The sequence below is a fragment of the Mesorhizobium sp. WSM1497 genome, from assembly GCF_001672455.2.
Taxonomy (GTDB): Bacteria; Pseudomonadota; Alphaproteobacteria; order Rhizobiales; family Rhizobiaceae; genus Mesorhizobium; species Mesorhizobium ciceri.
In genome coordinates this window covers 5,677,789-5,698,147 of sequence record NZ_CP021070.1, presented here as the reverse complement: position 1 = coordinate 5,698,147, position 20,359 = coordinate 5,677,789, and the positions used below count along the sequence as shown (strand labels likewise).

The following is a 20,359-nucleotide window of genomic DNA, read 5'->3' as shown; positions in this document are numbered from 1 at the left end:
TTCAAGTCCCCGCCTGATGCCGGCGTTCCAGCCATGAATGCAGTGCCATCATGCCGAGGATGATGGCACCGATGAAGATGTTGTAGGCAAGACCAGGCACGCCGATCAGCACGATGCCGTTGCGCATCACGCGCAGGATCAGGATGCCGAGCACGGTGCCGATGATCGTGCCGCGCCCGCCGGTAAGTGCGGTACCGCCGATCACCACCATGGCGATGACTTCCAACTCATAGCCGGTACCGCTGTTGGGGTTGGCGGCGGACGTGCGCAACGAAGAGATGACGCCGGCAAGCGAGGCCATGACCGACGACAGCACGAACAAGCCGATCTTGACCCCGCTGACATTGACGCCGCGCGCCCGCGCCGCGCTCGGGTTGCCGCCGGCCGCCTGGATCCAGTTGCCGGTGCGGCTTTGCGTCAGTACGTAGCCGAGCGCGATCGCCGCGGCGATGAACCAGAACAGTGACATGTAGATGCGGAACGGGCCGATGAAGAAGTCGCCGACCAGCGCTTCCGCCAGCCAGCTGCCCTCCGCACTCCAGGTGCGCTGGGGAAAACCGTCGGTGACGAAAAGGGCGGTGCCGCGCACCACCAGCAGCATGCCGAGCGTCACCAGGAAGGACGGGATCTTGAGCTGCGTCACGAACCAGCCATTGACCAGCCCGATGAAGGCGGCGACCAGCAGCGCGGCGACAAAGCCGACTTCGAGCGAGGTCAGGCCGCTGTTGAACAGGGTCCACATCAAGACCGGCGAGAAGCCGAACAGGGAGCCGACCGAGAGGTCGAACTCGCCGGACGTCATCAACAGCGTCATCGCCAGCGCGATCAGGCCGAGCTCGACCGTGAAAGCCAGCGTGTTGGAGATGTTCTGCGGCGACAGGAAGTCGTGGTTGAAACTCCAGAAAACGGCGATCTCGACGACGAGCAGCACGAAAGGGCCGAATTCCGGCCGTGCGATCAGGCGTGGGACGAGCGAATGATTTTCCACAGGCAATCCGCGACATGAGTGGAAGGCTGAGCGTTGCACATCGCGTGCGAAGGGCTCGGCGAAATGGAGAGCCAGTCGCGACCGTTGGGCGGCCGCGACTGTTGAGATTGGATGTTACTTGCCGGACAGGATGTCGTCGTAGATCTGCGCGGTGTCTTTTTCATAGAGCGCGCCGGTGATGACGTTGAAGCCCGGAGGAATGCCGCCGGCGGCCATATTGGCCAGCGAAAGCGCGACATAGCTGGTCGCCTGCGGGTCCTGCCACTGGCCGGCATTGACATAGCCGTTCAGCACTTCCTGGGTGGTGTCGAGCGAATTGCCCCAGCCGACGACCGGGATTTCGCCCGGCTTGATGCCGACCTGGTCGAACACCCGCTTGATCGAGCCGGTGACGAGGTCGCCTAGGCCGATGATCGCCTTGACCTTGGCCTTGTTCGCCGTGAGGTAGTCGACCATGCGGTTGATCACTTCAGCCTGATCAAGCGTCGCTTCCGTGATTTCATAGGTGATGCCGAGCGGCTCGAAGACGCTCTTGATGCCTTCCTCTTCCTGCACGCCATAGGTGGCGCCGGGGATTTCGACCGGCATCCAGACGAAGTCGCCCTTCTTCACCACGCCTTTGTCGACCAGATACTGTGCCCAATGCTTGCCGAAGGTGACATTGTCGCCGCCGACATAGGCGTTGAAATCGGCTTTCGGATCAGGCGTGTTGAAATTGATGATCGGCACTTTCGCCGCACGCGCTTCCTTGACGATCTCGATCAGGCTGCCCGGATCGGGGCTCGTGGTGACGATGCCATCGGCCTTGGCGGAGAGGGCGGCGCGAACCGCTTCCTGCTGCGAGGCGACATCGCCGTTGTGGAACGAGGTGTTGACCGTGTTGCCGGTGTCCTTGGCCCACTGCTTGGCGCCGGCCAGGAAGTAGGTCCAGACCGGATCGGCCGGACCGCCATGCGAAATCCAGTAGAACGTCTTGGCCTGTGCCGCTGCTGGTACCACCATCAGCGCCACCAACAGGCCGTATAGAACGAGTCTTAGCCGTGTCAGCATTTGATTTCCTCCCGTTTGTAGATAGTCAGTTCAAAATCCGTTCCCTTGTTCTGCGTCTTTTGCCAGTGCCGATTGAATGCGTCAGAGCATCCCCTTTTTCGACGGATGGCAAGCCTCCATCTGCCAGGCCTCCATCTGCAGGTGTAGTGGGCGCCTGACGGGGCGTCATCAGCCGTCCCATCAGATTGCATCAGTTGAGGTGATTTTCCGACTGTCGGATAATTGATGTCGAGGCTAGCCGAGCAGATAGTCCTCGTCATGGTCGGCGCGCAGGTTGCTCCACAGCCGATCGGCCGCCAGGCGAGCAAGGCGATTTGTTCCGTTAGGTATCCGACAAATGCAGATGCTCGGGCACTCGCAGCATTTCGGCATTGGTGAGTCTTCCGCTGGTGAACTCTAATCGGAGCCCCTCGCAGTATCCGATGGCTTCTCCCTCGATAGGACGTTTGCTGGCCATCAGGAACGCGACAACGCCGAGATCGATGATCCCACCGTGCGTCACCAATAAGCCCGTCGCTTCGTTGGGAACTCGGGCAGCTATGCTCGTCCACAGTCGCACTTGGGTGTTAGCAAATGCAATGCAGTCTACGTCCGATCGGAGTACACGTTCTACCTCCGCCAACGGGCTCGGCCACGAGATCGTTTCGAGTATATTTTTGGGAAGAATTCCAAGTTCGGCAATCAACTCATTTACTTCGAAACCCATCGCAATTGCGGTTTCGATTGCCCGTGGAATTTCGCTTGTGACAACAAGTTCATAAGAGTCAGCCCCTTGGGCTACAAACCGCGCTAGTTCGATTCCTTCTCGAGAAAGGTGCGCGCCAGGCTTGCGCCTCATGGTGTGCCGGCGAACATCAAGTATCGTCATTGGATTCCAGTCCGACGAGGTCACGAGTAATAAGGCGCCAACATTGCGTTGATGGTGGCCCTGGGCCAAGGCTTGGCTAAATAAGATCGGCCTTCGCCAGCTCCCGCATCAGATGGCTGGCGCCGTAGGTCCAGTGCGGGCAGTCTGGCGACAGCTGCACGCGGTTGACCAGCGCGCCGAATTTTTCCGACGAGATGGTGACGATGTCGCCGACCTTGTGGGTAAAACCCTTGCCCTTCTCGCCGCGATCCTTGGACGGAACGAACATGGTGCCGAGATAGAGCGCCAGCCCGTCCGGATACTGGTGGTGCGGCCCCATGGCCGCGGCGACCAGTTCCTCCGGCGAGCGGCTGATCTCGGCCATCGAGCTTGCGCCCTCCAGCGAGAACCCGTCCTCGCCCTCGACTTTCAGGCGCACGACGGCGCGCTTGACGTCATCGATGGAGAATTTCTCGTCGAACAGGCGGATGAAGGGGCCAAGTGAGGCCGAGGCATTGTTATCCTTGGCCTTGCCGAGCAGCAGCGCCGAACGCCCTTCGACGTCGCGCAGATTGACGTCGTTGCCGATAGTGGCGCCGACGATCCTGCCGCTGGAGGCGGCGATCATGGCGATCTCGGGTTCCGGATTGTTCCAGGTCGACACCGGGTGCAGCCCGACATCGGCGCCGAAGCCCACCGAGGCCATCGGCTGGCACTTGGTGAAGATCTCGGCATCGGGGCCGATGCCCACTTCCAGATATTGCGACCAGGCGCCGCGCGAAATCAGCTTGGCCTTGATCTCCATCGCTTCGGGCGAACCGGGCTTCAGCTTCGACAGGTCGTGGCCGATCAGTCCGGCAATGTCGGCGCGGATGGCATCGGCTTTTTCAGCCGAACCACGCGCCTGTTCCTCGATCACCCGTTCCAGCAGGCTGACGACGAAGGTGACGCCCGATGCCTTGACCGCCTGCAGGTCGACCGGGGAGAGCAGGTAGGGTTTTGCTGGATCGCGCCCGGTTTCAAAACTGTTGGCGGCGATGTCATCGAGCGAACCGATCGGTCTGCCTTCGGCCGAGCGGACATGCCCAGCCGGGTCGGCCATCTCGCAAAGGTCGCGCATGGTCGGTGCCGTACGCGAGGTGATGTCGAAGACCGTGCCATCGCGAACCGTGACGACCAGCGGGTATGCAGCACCGCTGCTTCTGGCGCGTCCGACAAAAAGGCCCTCGCTGGGCAGGTGGGTCGGGTTCGTCATGGCGCTCTGTCCTCTTAGTGATCGGCAATGTGGTGAAGTGATCGACAATGTGGGCTAGCCGGATCGGCGTGGCACTTTCACCGGATTCCCGTCAAAGGTCTATCCCGTCGCAGGCGATCGGAACTCTGGGTCTCCGGTCGTCTCGGCGGCAGTCCACAGGCGAAAGCCATGGTGCTCTTTCAAAATTGTGAAATCCTGACTAGGATTTTCACCAATCGCAGCGCATTCAGGTGACCCTTGGCGACAGCATTCTCCGATCCCATCTGGCGCAGGCCGCAGGCAGCTTCCACGTTTCAATCGCTTCCCAATGGCGAACGGGTCGATCTCGCCATCATTGGCGGTGGCATCATGGGCTTGTCGACTGCCTTGCATGCCGCCCGGCTTGGCCTGTCGGTGCAGGTGCTGGACGCCGGCGAGATCGGCCAGGGCGCATCAGGCTTGAATGGCGGCCAGGTCATTCCCGGCCTGAAATACGATCCGGAATGGTTGCTGGAGCATTTTGGCCCGGAGCGCGGCGAGGCGCTTGTCAATTTCGCGGCGTCGACCGCCAACGCGGTGTTCGAGCTGATCCGCGACGAGAATCTGGCGGTGCCGTTCGTTCGAAATGGCTGGATCCAGGCGGCGCACACCGAGGCCGCGCTGAAGGCGGCGACGAACCGCGACCGGCAATGGCACGCGCGCGGTGCCGACGTCCGGTTGCTGAACGCAGCGGAGACCGCAGCCAGGACTGGCGCACAGGGTTATCTCGGCGGCTGGCTCGACCGCCGCGCCGGTGTGATCGATCCGCTCGCCTACACGTCTGAACTTGCCCGGGTCGGGACCGCGACTGGCGTGAGGATAGCAGAGCGCCAAAGGGTCGTGCGGCTCGCCAATGCCGCCGGTGTTTGGCGTATTTTGATCGAAAATGGCCTGGAATTGCAGGCAAAGGCGGTCGTGCTGGCGACAAACGCCTATACGGACGGTCTGATCCCCGGTCTCGCCCAGACGATCGTGCCGCTGCATTCCTTTCAGATCGCCACGGCGCCGCTGCCGTCCAATCTGGCGGCCACGATCCTGCCGGAAGGGCAGGCGGTGTCGGACTCCAGGCGCATCCTCGTCTACTACCGCAAGAGCGCCGACGGCCGGCTGGTGCTTGGCGGACGGGGCCGCATGGCGCTGCCGACGAGCGCCGGCGACTGGGCGCATCTCGAGCGTGCGCTGGTACGGCTCTATCCCTCGCTGTCCGGCGTTCCCATCGAGAAGCGCTGGTTCGGCCGGGTTGCGATGACGCCGGACCACCTGCCGCACATCCACGAGCCGGAGAAAGGCCTGCTCGCCGTGGTCGGCTGCCAGGGTCGTGGTGTCGGCCTGATGACTGCGCTTGGCGAGCGCATCGCCGGCTACCTCCAAAGTGGCGACGCCAGGCAATTGCCTTTCCCGGTCTCGCCGATCCGGCCGATCCCGTTTCACGCCTTCCGCCAGGTCGGCGTCGCCGCGACCATCGCCTGGTATCGCTTGCTCGATGCGTTGGAGCGCTGACCAGGGCGCTTCATCCCCTTGGGGCTCCGTTAGGGGATTCTGCTTGACAGTTTCATGAATATGAAAAACTCTAAGCCAATTTCAAATTTCCAATAGGCAGGTCGATGTCGACCCTAGTTGCCACATCAGCGCCAGAGGCCCGGTCTTCCCAGGGCTTCCGGGTCGCCATGCTGCTGCCGGGCGCGCTGGTCACCTTGCTGCTGATCCTGTTTGCGCTTGGCCTCGTGCTTTTCCTCGCCTTCCGCGGCAATGACGGTTCGCTGCTCGGCGCCGGTTTCACCGTCGCGAACTTCGTCACCGTGGTGTCCGATCCGCTGTACTGGACGGTGACGCTGCGCTCGCTGATCATTGCCGCTCTGGTCACGCTGGCGACGGTCGTCACTGCCTATCCCGTCGCCTACTACCTTGCCTTCCACGCCGGCCGGCGGCGCGGCCTGCTGCTGTTCCTGGTGACGCTGCCGTTCTGGACCAGCTATCTCCTGCGCGTCTTCGCCTGGAAGATCGTGCTCGCCTACAATGGCGTTTTGAACTCGGCGCTGATCGAAAGCGGCATCTGGTCCGAGCCGACATTGGCCTTTCTCAACACGCCGGCCGCCGTCGTCGTCACGCTGGCGCACGCCTATGCGCCTTTCGCCATCCTGCCGATCTACGTGGCGCTGGACACCATCCCGAAATCGCTGATCGAGGCCGCTTCCGATCTCGGCGCGCGGCCATTCACCTCTTTCCGCCGGATCGTGCTGCCCAATTCGATGCCGGGCGTGCTGGCGGCAGCCCTCGTCGTCTTCGTGCCGACGGTCGGCGACTATGTCACGCCGGCGCTCGTCGGCGGCCCGGCCAGCACCATGATCGGCACGCTGATCCAGGCGCAATTCGGCAAGGCCAATGACTGGCCGTTTGGCGCAGCACTCTCCGTCGCCGTCATGCTGGTCATCCTGTGCGTGGTGCTGGTCGCCCGCTTCGCCGACCGCAGATTTGGCAGCCGCACATGAGCACTGCACGCACGCAGGGAGGTGGCCGCTGGCTCGGCATGTATGTCGCCGCCTATTTGGTCTTTCTCTATCTGCCGGTGCTGCTGATCCCGCTGTTTTCCTTCAACAACTCGATCCAGGCAGCGTTTCCGCTGCAAGGTTTTACCTTGCAATGGTACGCGACGCTGTTCGGCAATTCGGCGCTGACCGGTGCACTCTTGAACAGCCTCGCCATCGGCGCCTTCGCCGCCACGGGTGCGACGCTGTGCGGCATCACCGTGTCCTACATGGACCTCTACGGCCGCTCGCCGCTGGCCGCCACCATCAGCGCCATCGCAAGGCTGCCGATCCTGATCCCGGGCGTCATCGTCGGCATATCGCTGCTGATCCTCATCAACCTCGTTGGTCTGGGGCCATCGCGCGTCGCCATCGTTCTCGGCCATATATTGGTGGCGCTGCCGACGACCGTGGTGATCATGCGCAGCCGCTTCGCCGCCATCCCGAAAACCATTCGCGAGGCGGCACTCGATCTCGGCGCCTCCGACTGGACGACCTTCCGGCGGGTCATGCTGCCGCTCAGCCTGCCGGCCATCGTCTCGGCATTCATGCTGGCCTTCCTGATCTCCTTCGACGAATTCATCGTCGTGTTCTTCCTGGCCGGCACCGAGCCGACGCTGCCGCTCTACATCTGGAGCCAGCTGCGTTTTCCCCGGTCGCTGCCGACGGTGATGGCACTGGGCACTTCGATCCTGGCGGTGTCCTTCGTCATCGCTGCAACAGCTGAAATTCTGCGCCATCGCGGCTTGTCCGCCACGGCGCCAAAGCCCGCGGATCCATCACAACCAAAACAGACCAAGAGAGGAGAACTGCAATGGCATTCGACCTGAAATCGATCTCTGCAAAGACTGTTTGCGCTGGATTGACGGCGTTCGCGCTGGCGCTGTCGTCGACTGTCGCTTTCGCCGGCGACAAGCTGCAATATTTCACCTGGTCGGGCTATGAACTGCCCGACTTCAACAAGAGCTTCCTTGCCGCGCATCCCGATGGCGTCGAGGCCTCGATCTTCGGTGACGACGATGACGCCTTCACCAAGGTCAAGGCCGGCTTCCGACCAGACATTGCGCATCCCTGCTATGACAAGGTGGCGCGCTGGAACAAGGAAGGCCTGCTGCAGCCGATCGACACCAAGCGCATCAAGAACTGGGACTCGATCTTCCCGGTGTTCAAGAACCTGCCAGACCTGCAGGCTGGCGACGGCAAGGTCTGGATGGTGCCGTGGGACTGGGGCAACACCTCGATCCTCTACCGCACCGATCTGGTGAAGAACCCGGAAGCGAGCTGGAACCTTTTGTGGGACAAGCAGTATGCCGGTCGCATGGCGACGATCGACGCGGTGCATGACACGCCTGTCGTGGCGGCGCTGCTCGCCGGCGTCAATCCGTTCGACATGACGCCGGAGCAAATGGACAAGGTGGCCGAGAAGCTGCGCGAGCAGCGCCCGCTGCTCTCCAACTACACCACCGACATGACCTCCGTCGAACAGGCGCTGGCCAGCGGCCAATTGGTCGCCGCCATGACCTGGAACGCGTCGGCCACCTCGCTCAAGAAGCAGGGCGTGCCGGTCGAGTTCATGAAGCCCAAGGAGGGCATGCTGACTTGGGCCTGCGGCTTCGTGATGCTCAAGGACGCCAAGAATGTCGACCTCGCCTATGATTTCATCAACAGCCGGCTGGAGACGGATTCCGGCAAATACCTGATCGAGGCCTACGGCTATGGCAGCTCGACCAGTTCGGCCTTCGCGGCGGTGCCGAAGGAGGAGCTGGAGAAATTGCAGCTGCCGTCCGACCCGGAGGTGATGCTGAAGACCACCATCTTCACCGGACCGATGAAACAGAATGACGACCTCGCCAAGATGTTCGAAAAGGTCAAGGCGGGAGGTTGACGCCGAGGTCTTCCCTTCTCCCCTTTTGGGGTGAGCAGCCGGTTCGCGTAAGCGAATTCATCGTGCCAGTGGCACGATGAAAGGCCGGCGAACGCCGGGACGCTGCGAAGTAGCGGGGACCCGGCAGGTGGATCGACTAACCACGCCCGGCCCTTCAGGCTCAGGGCGTTCGAAGCTCGAAAAGCCAAGCAATTGGCTTTTCGTTCGCTGCGCGAACCGCTTCTCACCCCACAAGGGGAGAAGGGAAAGGAAACGAGGACGGATGCATGGACATGCTGGATGAAGCGGCTGGGAAGCCGAAGGACGATGCCGACGTTCGCGTCGGCCGGCGCGTGCGGGCGCTGCGGCTGGAGCGCAATTTGTCGCTGGCCGATCTTGCGGCAAAGGCCGGCGTGTCGATCGGTGCATTGAGCCAGATCGAGCGCGGCATGTCCTCGCTGCGCGTCAAGGTGATCTGGCCGCTCGCCGCCGCCCTCGACATCGAGCCGTCGGCGCTGATCGCCGACGGCAACGATGCGGCCAACGATCTCTATTGCGTGCGTGCCGACAAGCGGCGGCAAATCCCGGTGAAATCGGAAGGCATTGCCAAGGCGCTGCTGTCACCGCCGGGCGCGACGCTGACCGGCATGCTGGTGACGGTGGAAGCCAAAGGGGGCACGGCCGAGGCCTATGCGCATGCCGGCCATGAATTCGGCTTGGTGCTGGCCGGTGAGGTCGAACTGGTGGTGGATTCGACGAAATACGGGCTGAAGGCGGGCGACAGCTTTGCCTTCAAGAGCACGCTTTTGCATGCCTTCCGCAATCCGGGCGCCGAGCGTTGCCAGATCCTCTGGGTCAACACCACGAAGCCGTCCGAGGTTCGCGATGGCGCCTGATCCACTCGTCCGGCTTCAGGCGGTCTCGAAGATTTTTCCCGGCGGCATCGTTGGGCTCGACGCTGTCGATCTCGACATTATCAGCGGCGAGTTCATCACGCTGCTCGGGCCGTCGGGCTGCGGCAAGACCACCAGCCTGCGCGTCATCGCCGGTTTCGAAAGCCCGTCGAGCGGCAAGGTGTTGCTCGATGGTCGCGATATCACGGCCCTTCGACCGTTCGACCGGCCGGTCAACACCGTGTTCCAGGACTATGCACTGTTCCCGCACATGAATGTTGCAGAAAATGTCGGCTTCGGTCTGTCGCTGCGCAAACTGTCTGGAGCCGAACAGGCTAAGCGCACCGGCGAGGCCCTCGACATGGTCGGTCTCGCCGACAAGCTTGGCGCCCGCGTCTCCGAACTGTCTGGCGGCCAGCGCCAACGCGTCGCGCTCGCGCGTGCCATCGTCTGCGAGCCGCGCGTGCTGCTGCTCGACGAGCCGTTGTCGGCGCTCGATGCGCATCTGCGCGAACAGATGCAGGTTGAGCTGAAGCGGCTGCAGTCGCGGCTTGGCACCACCTTCGTCATGGTCACCCACGACCAGACCGAAGCGCTGTCGATCTCCGACCGCATCGTCGTCATGAACAAGGGCCGTATCGAGCAGATCGCACCGCCGGCCACACTTTATGACCGGCCTGCCACGAAGTTTGTGGCGAGCTTCATCGGCACCATGAATCTCCTGCAATCACGGTTTGTCGGCCGCGATGGCGATCGCTTGCGTTTCACCGCCGGCACCCTGCCGCTGGAGGCTATTTCTGAAACCGGCGAGGCACCTGCCGAGGGCGCTACCCGCACCATCGGCGTGCGCCCGGAGGATTTGCTGGCGATGACCGAGGCCGCGCCCGGCACCGCACCGGCGCGCGTCAACAGCGTCGTCTTTCACGGCCGCACGCTGCGCCTGCATGCCGAACTCGGGCAGGGCGCACCTGTCGTCATCGACGCGCCGCGCCAGGCCGAGGGTTTTCGCTTCCAGGTCGGCGACGTGGCGCATATCAGCCTGCGCCGTGGCGCCAACTGCCCAGTGCTGCCAGGTTAGTTTCATCGAACTCTAAAAACCGGGGCCAACTGGGCGATCCACGATTTCCTCGAGGTCGAGGGTATCATGACATAACGCCCAAGGCTACCGGCGAGCGTGTCACCATGGATGAAGTCGGCCTCTACACGGTCAAAAACGGCAAGATCACCGAAGAGCGCTTCTATTACTAGGGCCGGCCCCGGGTTCCGCCTCACGTCGCTGCAGGACCAGGAAATTAGACGGCCAGGACATTGTCCTGGCCGTCATGTGGAGCGGAGATATGGCAACGGCTCTGGCAAAGCGGAAAGGGTGGTTTAGTCTGTGGAACGGATTCGACAGTCAGCCAAGGAAGCACGCTTTTGACGATCACCATGTACGGCATCACCACTTGCGACACGGTCAGGAAGGCGCGCGTCTGGCTGGAAGGCCATGACGTAGCCTACCGGTTTCACGATTTCAGGGCCGAGGGACTGGACGCGAAGCGGCTGGATGGTTGGGCGGGCAAGGTCGGCTGGGAAAAGCTGCTCAACAAGGCGAGCACGACGTTCCGCGAGCTGCCGGACAAGGAAAAGCAGGGTCTCGACGAGAAGAGCGCCAAGGCGCTGATGCTGGCCAAGCCGACCATGATCAAGCGGCCGGTGCTGGAGGTAGGCGACCGGGTTATGGTCGGGTTCAAGGCTGATGTCTATGAGGCGGCGGTGGGGAAGTAGAGCTGCCTCTCGTTCCACGGTGTTCCGTGGCGCCCCCCTCTGTCCTGCCGGACATCTCCCCCTCAAGTGGGGAGATTGGCAGCTTCGCCGCTCCGCCATTCCTGTCACGTTCGGGATTTGCGAAGAAGATGATGACAGCGGATCTCCCCACCTGAGGGGGAGATGGCCGGCAGGCCAGAGGGGGGGCGCTGTCCCGCCGACCGCCATAAAATCTCAGCGTCCGCGCAAATACCCCGCCAGCGCCACCGCATTGTTGTGCGCCTCGTCATGCGCGCCGTAGAGCAGCGTCACCTTGCCGTTACCCAGCAGGCCTCGCAACTGCGTCACCGCCGCGCCATTCCCATCCAGCTCAGCGCGATACCGCTCCTGAAACTCCGCCCAGCGCACCGCCTCGTGTCCGAACCATTTGCGCAACTCGTCGCTCGGCGCGATGTCCTTCAACCACAGCGTCAGCGCGGCGTCTTGCTTGCTGACGCCGCGCGGCCAGATGCGGTCGACCAGAACCCGCTGCCCGTCATCGGCAGCGGGCGGCTCGTAGATACGCTTGACCGCGATGTTGAAGGCCATCACACCTCTCGGCTGGAACCCTCAGGCCCACTCGCCCTTGCGCATGACAGGCACGCGGGCGCCGTCCTTGTGGACGCCATCGATGTCGATCTTGTCCGAGCCGATCATCCAGTCGATGTGGATGAAGCTCTTGTTGCCGCCGCGCGCCGCGATCTCGTCCTGGCTGAGCGAGGCGCCGTCGACGAAGCACTTCGAATAGCATTGGCCGAGCGCGATGTGGCAGGCGGCGTTCTCGTCGAACAGCGTGTTGAAGAACAACAGGCCGCTGGCCGAGATCGGCGAGGAATGCGGCACCAGCGCCACTTCGCCGAGGCGGCGCGCGCCCTCGTCTGTATCGAGCACCTTCTTCAGCACGTCCTCGCCCTTCGATGCCTTGGCCTCGACGATCCGGCCTTCTTCGAAACGCACCGAAATGTCGTCGATCAGCGTGCCTTGGTAGGACAGCGGCTTGGTCGAGGAGACATGACCCTCGACCCGCCTTGCATGCGGCGTGGTGAAGACCTCTTCGGTCGGGATGTTGGGGTTGCAGGTGATGCCGTTCTTGGCGGTCGAGGCGCCGCCCATCCATTCATGGCCGTCCGCAAGCCCGACCGTCAGGTCGGTGCCCGGTCCGGTGAAGTGCAGCGCATGGAAATTATGGCCGTTGAGCCATTCGGTGCGGCTGCGAAGCGCTGTATTGTGCGCCTTCCAATTGCCGATCGGGTCCTCCACATCGACCCGCGACGCGGCGAAGATGGCATCGGCGAGCTTCACGACCGCAACATCGTCGGCATCGCCGGGGAAGACCTGTTTGGCCCAGGCGAGGTCCGGATAGGCGACGATGTTCCAGTTGATGTCGAAGCCGGTGATCTTTTCCAGTGCCGGCTGATAAGCCATCGAATTGGCCTTGTTGGCGCGCGCCACTTTCGCCGGATCCTGTGCGGAGAGCAGCGACGGATCCTCGCCGCGCACCGCAAGCCTGGCCGCATTGTTGGAGAAGGCCTTCGCCATGCCTTCATAGAGCCAGCCGGCGGCGCGGTCGAAACCGGCATCGGCGCCGAAGCGGTAGCGCGCCAGCGTCATCTCGTCATCGTTGAAGATCGGCGTCACCAGGCCGGCGCCGGCCTTGTAGGCATGCTCGACGATCCGCCTGGTTAGCGGCAGTGCCGCGATCGATGACGTCAGCACCAGATCCTGCCCTGGCTGCAATTGCAGCCCGACCTTGATGGCGACTTCCGCCAGCCTGTCGAGCTTCACCGGGTCGATTGATGCGGAAACGCCGCGCGAATGTGTGGTCATGATCCTGCCTGTCGTAGTTTGATGTCCGACCTACCATAGAGCGGCGGCGCGGCGCTTTCCACCGCGATCGCGCCGGCGGGTTTTGGGTTTGCGGACCCGAACCGCGCCATGGTTGCTTCGATCTCTTCCCTGATCCAGACCTTGAAATCCCGGACCTTGCGGCTTTCCGCCTTGACGGACGAGGTCACCAGCCAATAGCCGAGCCCGCTCTGGGCGCGGATACCGAAAGGCGCCACCAGCCGCCCGTCGGCCAGCGCATCCGCGGCGAGCAATTGCCAGCCCAGCATCACGCCATGGCCGGCAATCGCCGATTCCAGGCACAGCATCGGGTCGGTGAAACGCGCACCCTTGAGGAAGCTGACAGGTGGGACGCCGGCCGTCTCGAACCAGCTTTCCCAGTTGATCATTGCTCGCTCGTCGGTGATCGCGCAGGTCTGGGCAAGGTCCTCGATCGACTTCAGTTTTTGGGCAATCGCCGGCGCGCAGACCGGGAAGACTTCCTGCGCCAAGAGCAGTTCCGTGCGCCCGCCCGGCCATTTGCCGTCGCCAAGCCGGATGGCGATGTCGATGTCTGAGTGATCGAGATTGGCCAGCCGCACCGAAGCGTCGATGCGCAGCAGCACGTTGGGATGCCGGTCGAAGTGGCGAGATAGTCTGGGCAACAGCCACTTCGAGGCAAAGGCCGGCGCCACCGAAACCACCAATGTGCATTGCGTAGCCTCGTCGGCCAGCGCCACGGCCTGGGAAAGCTCACGAAATCCAGCACCAAGGCGGGCCGCGAAGACGGCGCCGAATTCGGTCAGCACCAGACCGCTCGCCGTTCGCTCGAACAGCGCCTGGCCGAGCTGTTTTTCGGTACGGCTTATCTGCTGGCTGACGGCGCTGACGGAAACGTTGAGCTCACCGGCGGCCGCCGCCAGCGATCCGAGACGGGCAACGGTTTCGACGGCGCGCAGGCCGTTGAGGTGGACGCGATTGAGCATGGCCATTGAGTTTTTCTAAACTGATCCGGCTGAAATCTCAATTGAAAGGCATGTCGAAACGGCGGATTTTATCGGAAGAGACAGACCTGTGGAGCCGGAAATGCTGAGGATCTTGTCGTCGTCGCTGAAGGTCTTTTTCGCTGCGAGTACGCCGTATGAGCCGCACCCGGACAGCGAAACGCAGAGATGGCTGACCGATCCGCTTTCGCATCCGATGCTGAACACCATGTCGGAGCGCGAACTGGGCGATGTGCCGTTCAGGCTGACGGCACGGCGGACAGTGCACGAGACGGCCCCGTTGCACGCCGGCGGCCGCTGCTGAGCAGGCGCCAAGCGTTCCGGCTTGAGGAAAGTCGAGGCGAGCACCACGTCCCGCGCACGCGCTGGCCCAACAGATGGCGATTGTTTCAGCGACCCCTGCACTTATTGTGCAGTGCAATGACATCAGCCACCTCGACAGCGCTGCGTTTCGCCTTCGCCGGCATGATTGCCATGGCGGTTGCCATGGGCATCGGCCGTTTCGTCTACACGCCGATCCTGCCCGGCATGATGCAGGAACTGCATCTGTCGCCTGCCGATGCCGGTTGGATCGCGTCGGCCAATTATCTCGGTTATCTCGTCGGCGCGTTGGCAGCGGCGGGCGGCTGGGCGCATGGGCGCGAGCGCCTGCTGATGCTGGCGGGGCTTGGCGCCAGTACGGTCCTTGCCGCGCTGATGGGGCTGACCGAAGCGATGGCGGCCTTTCTCGCTATCCGCTTTCTGGCCGGTCTGGCCAGCGCCTTCGTCATGGTGTTCATGGCCAGCATCGTTTTCAGCCACATCGCGGCTGCCGGTCGCAACGACCTGCAGGCCTGGCATTTCGGCGGCGTCGGGCTCGGCATAGCGGCATCGGCGGCGATGATGGCGGTGCTGGTCGCCGAGCATTCGGGCTGGGCTGCAGGCTGGCTGTGGTCGGCGGCGATTTCGGCCTGTGGTTTCGTCCTCGTTGCGCTGTTGGCCAATGAGGGTCCGCTCGGCAACGGCGAAGTCACCCGCGAGCCGGCACTGCGGATGGACCGGTCGTCGGTCAAGGTCATCGTCGCCTACGGCCTGTTCGGCTTTGGCTATGTGGTGACGGCGACATTCCTGGTCGCCATCGTCCGGCAAGGCGGCGGCAGCCGCGTCTTCGAGGCCATGGTGTGGATGGTCGCCGGTCTTGCGGGCTTTCCCTCAGTCTGGCTCTGGCAGAAGGTCGCGGCCCGCACCGGCCTCTATGCCGCCTATGCGCTGGCGTGCTTCATCGAAGTTGCCGGCGTCACCGCCAGCGTCGCCATCGGCGGCGCCACCGGGCCGCTGCTTTCCGGCGTGCTGCTCGGTGGCACCTTCATTGCCATCACCGCATTTGGCCTGCAGGCCGCCCGGCAGCAGGCGCCAAGCGCGCCGCGGCGGATATTCGCCCTGATGACGGCTGCGTTCGGCCTTGGCCAGATCATCGGGCCGGTCGCCGCCGGGTTTCTGGCGCAGATGTCCGGCGATTTCTTCCTCGCCTCGATCACAGCCGCGATCGTGCTGGTCGTCTCCGGCGCCATCACATGGTCGGCTGCGCCAAAATCGCCATGATTGTGGGCTTGCTGTGCCGGGCATCGGGCACGGGCATTTTCTTTCCCACTAATGTGTGACTTTATGCCCGCTGTCGTCAGCTGATTTGCGCCTAGATCGAGGAATTCGCCACAGTGTTCGTATCCTTTTTCCCGCAGCCGAAGCTGTTCTTCACTTCGGCCGCCGTCTGGAGCCTTGCGGCGATCCTGTTCTGGTTCTTCGGTGGTGAACAATTAGGTACGGTTTTCGGATTGCCGCCCGCCGCGGCCGGCGCGCCGCCCATCATCGGCATCGCCATCCTCGTATCGAAGCCGTTCCTCTGGTTCTATCTCTATTTCGCGTTCTGCGTGCTCGTCTTCTACGCATTCTGGAGCTGGTATTCGCCGCATCCGTGGCAACGCTGGTCGATCCTGATGACCGCGGTCATTCTGTTCTTCATCTATTTCAATGTGCAGGTCAGTGTCGCCGTCAACGCCTGGTATGGGCCTTTCTTCGACTATGTGCAGGGCCTGATGTCGGGGACTGGAAAGTCGACCAACAGCGAATTTTATATCGGATTGGCTGATTTTTCGTGGCTCGCCCTGGTCGGCATGAATGTGCAGGTGGTCAACGCCTTCATCGTCAGTCACTGGATCTTCCGTTGGCGCACGGCGATGAACAACTACTTCGTCGAGAATTGGGGCAGGCTACGCCACATCGAGGGTGCCTCGCAGCGCATCCAGGAAGACACGATGCGGTTCTCGCAGATCATGGAAGATCTCGGCTCCAGCTTCGTCCAGTCGATTATGACGTTGATCGCATTCCTGCCGGTCATGATCCAGTTGCAGGCCCATATCACCGAGTTGCCGATTATCGGCGCGATTCCACAGCCATTGGTTGTCGCAGCCCTTGCCTGGTGTCTGTTCGGGACGATCTCGGTCATGGTTGCAGGTCTGAAACTTCCAGGGCTGCAGTTCCGCAACCAGCGCGTTGAGGCAGCCTACCGCAAGGAACTCGTCTACGGCGAGGATCACGCGGACCGGGCCCAGCCGGCCACCACGGCCGAGCTGTTCGAGAATGTTCGCCACAATTATTTCAGGCTCTATTTCCACTACATCTATTTCAACGTCGTCCGTTACACCTACCTGCAGGCCGACAACATTTTCTCGCTGCTGATCCTCGGTCCCTCGCTGGTGGCGCACAAGATCACGTTCGGCGCGCTGAACCAGATTTCGAACGCATTCGGCAAGGTGACCGGTTCACTGCAGTTTCTGCTCACCTCCTGGTCGACCATCGTCGAGCTGCAATCGGTCCACAAGCGCCTGCGCGCCTTCGAGGCGACGCTGCAAGGCGAGCCGCTGCCCGATATCGACCAGCGCTATCTGGCAAGGCAGGGCGCTGAGGATCCGGCCTAAAGATCGAGGTTGGAAACGAACCGGGTTGGCGGCTCAGCCGCCGACTGAGACCTGCCTCTGGCCGGCATCCTGCCGCGAAACATAGTCGCGAAAACTGATGCATTCGACATCGGCCTTGACACAGACATCGCCGGCAAAACGCTCCAGCGCGTTTCAGTAGGCGCCGTCATTCATCAGCGCGAAGTGGAAGCCGAGCTCCAGCGGAATGCGCTTGCCGGCATACTGCTTGTCGAAGGCGGCGCGGAAGGCATCATAGGTCCGGTTGGCGAACTCGCCCGCTTGGCTTGGCCGTTCGAAGCCGCCGGAATGCCTGACATAGAGATTGTAGTCCATGGCGATCGCCGGCCGTGACTTCGGTCCTTCTGGAATCTGCGGCAGCGAAAAGTGCATGACGCCGTTGCTGGCCGTCGGTCGGGCGGGGCCCTGCGAGACGCCGCTGGCGTCGAATTGATAGCCGGCGGCCGGCAGCGCTTCATAGAGCGCCTTGCCCGTCGACAGATACGGCGCGCGAAAACCGACAACCGCATGCCGTGCGAAATCGCGCCAGCCCTCAGGCTCGGGCGCAATGCCGTTGATGGCATAGGCGTTCTCGAGAATGTGCTCGAACGAACCGAACTCTTTCAGCCAGTCGGCCTTGCTCCAGTCCTTGCCGTCGAAATGGCCGCAGCCATGGCTGGCGATGTCGTGGCCCTCATGCGCGGCAAGCCCGATCTGCTCGAGCCGGTCGGTGACTTCCTGTTTCGAGGCGGCAAACCCGATATTGGATTTCCCGGCGCTTCTGCCGGGTGCGGTGTATTCCTTGCGTGTTTCCGTCGACAGCAGGAAGACGCAGGACAGAAAATAGGTGAAATGTGCCCCGGTGCGCTCAGCCAGTGCTCGACTGCGCTTCCACTGCGAAATGTCGCGGGCGCTGTCGAACGAGATGATGACGACCTGCTTGGGCTTTGCCGGCACCGGTGGCGCGGGCGGGTCGGCCAGAGCCACGCCGGCAGTGACGAGCGCGGCAAGCGAAAACGCAACAACGCGGAACGGACGAAGCATAGGAATCTGATCTTAACTCGGGGAACGTCTGCAAGCCGGCTATCGCCTAAATGTGGCGCGGGTGCGATGGGCCTCTTCGGCTGCTCGTCCGGGGCAAACATCCGTTTGCCCCGGACAATAGCGATTTTCCGGTTGAACCCCTTCCATGCCGGCAAAATTTCGCTAAAACGCGGGCTGACAAAGGCCCGACCGGGCAGGAATGGTTTGATTTGATGTCCGACGACAGTTTTATCCGTGAAGTCAACGACGAGATCCGTCGCGAACAGGCGCAGGCGCTGTGGGACCGTTTTGGCCCAGCCCTGATTGTCGTTGCGGTCCTCGTGGTGCTCGGTACCGCCGCCTTCGTCGGCTATCGCTATTGGGACGAGACGCGCGCCAACCGCTCGGGCGATGCGTTCTCGCAGGCGCTGAAGCTTGCCAATGACGGCAAGAACGATGAGGCGCTGACCGCGCTCGATCAGTTGGAGAAGGATGGCTACGGCGCCTATCCGCTGCTCGCCCGCATGCGCGGCGCGACCGTCAAGGCGAACAAGGGCGACGTTCCCGCCGCCGTCAAGGATTTCGACGAAGTCGCCGCCGACACGGCCATTCCCCAGAGCATTCGCGACATGGCGCGGCTGCGGGCAGCGCTGCTGCTCGTCGACCATGGCTCGTTCGCCGACGTGTCCAGCCGTGTCGAAGCGCTGACATCCGACACCAACACGCTGCGCCACACGGCGCGCGAGGCGCTCGGCCTTTCCGCCTGGAAGGAAGGCAAGACGCAGGATGCGCTGAAACTGTTCGACCAGATCGCCGCCGACGACGGCGCCCCGCGCAACACCCGCGAGCGCGCAACGTTGATGTCCGAGCTGATCCGCGGGTCGGGCAGTGCGTCGTGACCTTCAAAGTCGCCATCATCGGCAGACCTAACGTCGGCAAATCGACTCTCTTCAATCGGCTGGTGGGAAGAAAGCTGGCGCTTGTCGACGACACGCCGGGCGTCACCCGCGATCGTCGCGTCCACGCCGCCAAGCTCTACGACCTGCATTTCGATGTCATCGACACCGCCGGCTTCGAGAACGCTGGTGCCTCGACCTTGCCCGGCCGCATGCGTGCGCAGACCGAGATCGCTATCCGCGAGGCCGACCTGATCTTCTTCACCATCGACGCCAAGTCCGGCCTTTTGCCTGACGACAGGACCTTCGCCGAGATCGTGCGCAAGTCCGGCAAGCCGGTCGTGCTGGTCGCCAACAAGGCCGAGGCGAAGGGCGCCCAGGGCGGTATGCTGGAAGCCTGGGAGCTCGGCCTTGGCGAGCCGATCCCGGTTTCGGCCGAGCATGGCCAGGGCATGCCCGATTTGCGCGACGCCGTGATCGGCGCGCTCGGCGAAGCGCGCGCCTTCGGCGAAGACGAAGATGGCGAAGACGAAGAGATCGCTGCCGGCGAGGTGCTGATCGGCGAGGATATCGCCGATCCGGATGCCGAGCACACCTATGACGACACCAAGCCGATGCGCATCGCCGTCGTCGGCCGTCCCAATGCCGGCAAGTCGACGCTGATCAACGCGCTGATCGGCGAAGAACGGCTGCTCACCGGACCGGAAGCCGGCATCACCCGTGATTCGATCTCGGTCGATTGGGATTGGCATGGCCGCCGCCTGAAGCTGTTCGATACGGCCGGCATGCGCCGCAAGGCCAGGATTCACGAAAAGCTCGAAGTGATGTCGGTGCAGGACGGCCTGCGCGCCATCCGCTTCGCCGAGATCGTCATCATCGTGCTCGACGCCACCATTCCCTTCGAGAAGCAGGATCTGCAGATCGCCGACCTGATCATCAGGGAAGGGCGGGCGCCGGTGATCGCCTTCAACAAATGGGACCTGATCGACCATCCCCAGGAGCTTCTGGCCGAACTGCGCGAGAAGACGGAACGGCTTCTTCCCCAGGCGCGCGGCCTGCAGGCCGTACCTGTCTCCGGCGAGACCGGGCGCGGCCTCGACAAGCTGATGGATGCCGTCATCAGGACCCACAAGGTGTGGAACAGCCGCGTCTCGACCGGCAAGCTCAACCGCTGGCTGGAAGGCATCCTGGCACACCATCCGCCGCCTGCCGTGGCCGGGCGCCGGCTGAAGGTCAAATACGTCACCCAGGCCAAGACCCGGCCGCCGGGTTTCGTTGTCCAGTGCTCGCGGCCCGATGCGATGCCGCAATCCTATGTCCGCTATCTCTCCAACAGCCTGCGCGAAGCCTTCGATATGCCCGGCGTGCCGATCCGCATCGCGCTGCGCACGTCGGACAATCCATTCGCCGGCAGGTCGAACAAGCGTAAATAAGCG

Annotated in this window: 20 protein-coding genes and 1 pseudogene; 13 read left to right on the top strand and 8 right to left on the bottom strand. The window is 62.9% G+C overall.

Annotation, left to right across the window (positions count from 1 at the left end; genetic code table 11):
* Window position 1: 1 nt before the first annotated feature.
* The 4 genes from A9K65_RS28060 to A9K65_RS28045 form a co-directional block, all read right to left on the bottom strand.
* Window positions 2-988: an ABC transporter permease gene (locus A9K65_RS28060; RefSeq protein WP_024502616.1), complete on the bottom strand. Its 987-nt coding sequence runs from the start codon at window positions 986-988 to the stop codon at window positions 2-4.
* 114 nt (window positions 989-1,102) lie between these two features.
* Window positions 1,103-2,038 (bottom strand): substrate-binding domain-containing protein, encoded by a 936-nt coding sequence (locus A9K65_RS28055; protein WP_064995103.1) that lies wholly within the window; start codon window positions 2,036-2,038, stop codon window positions 1,103-1,105.
* A 322-nt stretch (window positions 2,039-2,360) separates the two neighbouring features.
* Window positions 2,361-2,906 (bottom strand): hypothetical protein, encoded by a 546-nt coding sequence (locus A9K65_RS28050; protein ID WP_064995104.1) that lies wholly within the window; start codon window positions 2,904-2,906, stop codon window positions 2,361-2,363.
* A gap of 76 nt (window positions 2,907-2,982) precedes the next feature.
* On the bottom strand, window positions 2,983-4,140 hold the full coding sequence (locus A9K65_RS28045) for a fumarylacetoacetate hydrolase family protein (protein ID WP_063167634.1): 1,158 nt from the start codon (window positions 4,138-4,140) through the stop codon (window positions 2,983-2,985).
* A gap of 237 nt (window positions 4,141-4,377) precedes the next feature.
* On the opposite strand from A9K65_RS28045, the gene A9K65_RS28040 reads away from it, so the two are divergent.
* From A9K65_RS28040 to A9K65_RS28005, 8 genes are all read left to right on the top strand, one after another.
* Complete coding sequence (locus A9K65_RS28040) at window positions 4,378-5,658, top strand: FAD-dependent oxidoreductase (RefSeq protein WP_063167635.1); 1,281 nt, start codon at window positions 4,378-4,380, stop codon at window positions 5,656-5,658.
* 104 nt (window positions 5,659-5,762) lie between these two features.
* Window positions 5,763-6,647 (top strand): ABC transporter permease, encoded by an 885-nt coding sequence (locus A9K65_RS28035; RefSeq protein ID WP_013532864.1) that lies wholly within the window; start codon window positions 5,763-5,765, stop codon window positions 6,645-6,647.
* On the top strand, window positions 6,644-7,513 hold the full coding sequence (locus A9K65_RS28030; protein ID WP_064995105.1) for an ABC transporter permease: 870 nt from the start codon (window positions 6,644-6,646) through the stop codon (window positions 7,511-7,513). The genes A9K65_RS28035 and A9K65_RS28030 overlap by 4 nt, the downstream gene beginning before the upstream one ends.
* Complete coding sequence (locus A9K65_RS28025; RefSeq protein ID WP_024502621.1) at window positions 7,498-8,568, top strand: ABC transporter substrate-binding protein; 1,071 nt, start codon at window positions 7,498-7,500, stop codon at window positions 8,566-8,568. Before A9K65_RS28030 ends, A9K65_RS28025 begins: the two co-directional genes overlap by 16 nt.
* 266 nt (window positions 8,569-8,834) lie before the next feature.
* The gene (locus A9K65_RS28020) at window positions 8,835-9,443 is read left to right on the top strand and encodes a cupin domain-containing protein (RefSeq protein ID WP_064995106.1); all 609 of its coding nucleotides are present in this window, start codon (window positions 8,835-8,837) and stop codon (window positions 9,441-9,443) included.
* Complete coding sequence (locus A9K65_RS28015) at window positions 9,433-10,518, top strand: ABC transporter ATP-binding protein (RefSeq protein WP_027164193.1); 1,086 nt, start codon at window positions 9,433-9,435, stop codon at window positions 10,516-10,518. The genes A9K65_RS28020 and A9K65_RS28015 overlap by 11 nt, the downstream gene beginning before the upstream one ends.
* Entirely contained in the window at window positions 10,497-10,688 is a 192-nt protein-coding gene (locus A9K65_RS36650) for a SnoaL-like domain-containing protein (RefSeq protein WP_348629610.1), read from the top strand. The genes A9K65_RS28015 and A9K65_RS36650 overlap by 22 nt, the downstream gene beginning before the upstream one ends.
* Window positions 10,689-10,856: 168 nt before the next feature.
* Window positions 10,857-11,207 carry an ArsC family reductase gene (locus A9K65_RS28005; protein WP_013532857.1) on the top strand — a complete coding sequence of 117 codons (351 nt, stop codon included), beginning with the start codon at window positions 10,857-10,859 and terminating at the stop codon, window positions 11,205-11,207.
* 213 nt (window positions 11,208-11,420) lie between these two features.
* On the opposite strand, the gene A9K65_RS27995 is transcribed toward A9K65_RS28005, so the two are convergent.
* From A9K65_RS27995 to A9K65_RS27985, 3 genes are read right to left on the bottom strand one after another with little or no spacing between them, the layout of a single operon-like run.
* On the bottom strand, window positions 11,421-11,774 hold the full coding sequence (locus A9K65_RS27995) for a DUF488 domain-containing protein (RefSeq protein WP_064995107.1): 354 nt from the start codon (window positions 11,772-11,774) through the stop codon (window positions 11,421-11,423).
* Window positions 11,775-11,795: 21 nt separating this feature from the next.
* On the bottom strand, window positions 11,796-13,052 hold the full coding sequence (locus A9K65_RS27990) for an aminopeptidase (protein ID WP_013532855.1): 1,257 nt from the start codon (window positions 13,050-13,052) through the stop codon (window positions 11,796-11,798).
* On the bottom strand, window positions 13,049-14,041 hold the full coding sequence (locus A9K65_RS27985) for a LysR substrate-binding domain-containing protein (protein WP_013532854.1): 993 nt from the start codon (window positions 14,039-14,041) through the stop codon (window positions 13,049-13,051). The genes A9K65_RS27990 and A9K65_RS27985 overlap by 4 nt, the downstream gene beginning before the upstream one ends.
* A gap of 94 nt (window positions 14,042-14,135) precedes the next feature.
* On the opposite strand from A9K65_RS27985, the gene A9K65_RS27980 reads away from it, so the two are divergent.
* From A9K65_RS27980 to sbmA, 3 genes are all read left to right on the top strand, one after another.
* The gene (locus A9K65_RS27980) at window positions 14,136-14,357 is read left to right on the top strand and encodes a hypothetical protein (protein ID WP_013532853.1); all 222 of its coding nucleotides are present in this window, start codon (window positions 14,136-14,138) and stop codon (window positions 14,355-14,357) included.
* 116 nt (window positions 14,358-14,473) lie between these two features.
* Window positions 14,474-15,634 (top strand): YbfB/YjiJ family MFS transporter, encoded by a 1,161-nt coding sequence (locus A9K65_RS27975; RefSeq protein ID WP_064995108.1) that lies wholly within the window; start codon window positions 14,474-14,476, stop codon window positions 15,632-15,634.
* A gap of 113 nt (window positions 15,635-15,747) precedes the next feature.
* The gene (sbmA, locus tag A9K65_RS27970; protein ID WP_013532851.1) at window positions 15,748-17,007 is read left to right on the top strand and encodes a peptide antibiotic transporter SbmA; all 1,260 of its coding nucleotides are present in this window, start codon (window positions 15,748-15,750) and stop codon (window positions 17,005-17,007) included.
* Window positions 17,008-17,040: 33 nt separating this feature from the next.
* Here the strand turns inward: sbmA and A9K65_RS27965 are convergent.
* Window positions 17,041-18,048, bottom strand: a pseudogene (locus A9K65_RS27965) (polysaccharide deacetylase).
* Between the two features lie 212 nt (window positions 18,049-18,260).
* Between A9K65_RS27965 and A9K65_RS27960 the strand changes: the two are divergent.
* Together A9K65_RS27960 and der are read left to right on the top strand one after the other, a co-directional pair.
* On the top strand, window positions 18,261-18,926 hold the full coding sequence (locus A9K65_RS27960; protein ID WP_064995109.1) for a tetratricopeptide repeat protein: 666 nt from the start codon (window positions 18,261-18,263) through the stop codon (window positions 18,924-18,926).
* Window positions 18,923-20,356 carry a ribosome biogenesis GTPase Der gene (der, locus tag A9K65_RS27955; protein WP_064995110.1) on the top strand — a complete coding sequence of 478 codons (1,434 nt, stop codon included), beginning with the start codon at window positions 18,923-18,925 and terminating at the stop codon, window positions 20,354-20,356. Before A9K65_RS27960 ends, der begins: the two co-directional genes overlap by 4 nt.
* Window positions 20,357-20,359 lie beyond the last annotated feature (3 nt).

Excerpts from the sequence above, each read along its gene's own strand:
- A9K65_RS28055 (WP_064995103.1), bottom strand. The coding sequence starts at position 2,038 with ATGCTGACACGGCTAAGACTCGTTCTATACGGCCTGTTGGTGGCGCTG.
- A9K65_RS28050 (WP_064995104.1), bottom strand. The coding sequence starts at position 2,906 with ATGACGATACTTGATGTTCGCCGGCACACCATGAGGCGCAAGCCTGGC.
- A9K65_RS28045 (WP_063167634.1), bottom strand. The coding sequence starts at position 4,140 with ATGACGAACCCGACCCACCTGCCCAGCGAGGGCCTTTTTGTCGGACGC.
- A9K65_RS28035 (WP_013532864.1), top strand. The coding sequence starts at position 5,763 with ATGTCGACCCTAGTTGCCACATCAGCGCCAGAGGCCCGGTCTTCCCAG.
- A9K65_RS28030 (WP_064995105.1), top strand. The coding sequence starts at position 6,644 with ATGAGCACTGCACGCACGCAGGGAGGTGGCCGCTGGCTCGGCATGTAT.
- A9K65_RS28025 (WP_024502621.1), top strand. The coding sequence starts at position 7,498 with ATGGCATTCGACCTGAAATCGATCTCTGCAAAGACTGTTTGCGCTGGA.
- A9K65_RS28020 (WP_064995106.1), top strand. The coding sequence starts at position 8,835 with ATGGACATGCTGGATGAAGCGGCTGGGAAGCCGAAGGACGATGCCGAC.
- A9K65_RS28015 (WP_027164193.1), top strand. The coding sequence starts at position 9,433 with ATGGCGCCTGATCCACTCGTCCGGCTTCAGGCGGTCTCGAAGATTTTT.
- A9K65_RS27995 (WP_064995107.1), bottom strand. The coding sequence starts at position 11,774 with ATGGCCTTCAACATCGCGGTCAAGCGTATCTACGAGCCGCCCGCTGCC.
- A9K65_RS27990 (WP_013532855.1), bottom strand. The coding sequence starts at position 13,052 with ATGACCACACATTCGCGCGGCGTTTCCGCATCAATCGACCCGGTGAAG.
- A9K65_RS27985 (WP_013532854.1), bottom strand. The coding sequence starts at position 14,041 with ATGGCCATGCTCAATCGCGTCCACCTCAACGGCCTGCGCGCCGTCGAA.
- A9K65_RS27980 (WP_013532853.1), top strand. The coding sequence starts at position 14,136 with ATGCTGAGGATCTTGTCGTCGTCGCTGAAGGTCTTTTTCGCTGCGAGT.
- A9K65_RS27975 (WP_064995108.1), top strand. The coding sequence starts at position 14,474 with ATGACATCAGCCACCTCGACAGCGCTGCGTTTCGCCTTCGCCGGCATG.
- A9K65_RS27960 (WP_064995109.1), top strand. The coding sequence starts at position 18,261 with ATGTCCGACGACAGTTTTATCCGTGAAGTCAACGACGAGATCCGTCGC.